This window comes from uncultured Psychroserpens sp., from assembly GCF_947492715.1.
GTDB lineage: Bacteria > Bacteroidota > Bacteroidia > Flavobacteriales > Flavobacteriaceae > Psychroserpens.
The window spans coordinates 1-221 of sequence record NZ_CANLNS010000034.1 but is presented as its reverse complement, the minus strand read 5'-3'; the positions used below and the strand labels follow the sequence as shown (position 1 = coordinate 221).

At 43.0% G+C, this 221-nt stretch carries 1 protein-coding gene; it reads left to right on the top strand.

The annotated features are described in order from the left end of the window. Positions 1-221, top strand: a 221-nt coding sequence (locus tag Q0787_RS19305) for a hypothetical protein (protein WP_298905105.1), incomplete at both ends; no start/stop codon positions are given.

Here is a 221-nt window from a genome sequence, read left to right as displayed (position 1 = left end):
GACTGTGGTAATGCTGTGTCTGATACTCAAACGATTTCAGTGGTAGATACTACTGCGCCAACATTAACATTACCTGCCGACGCTACAGTGGAATGTACGGAAAGTACTGATCCTGCTGCTACTGGTAATGCTACAGCTACAGATTCTTGTGGAAATGTAACAGTGACTTTTGCTGATACTGCTGTTGATGCTTGTGGAAACACGCAAACAATTACAAGAAC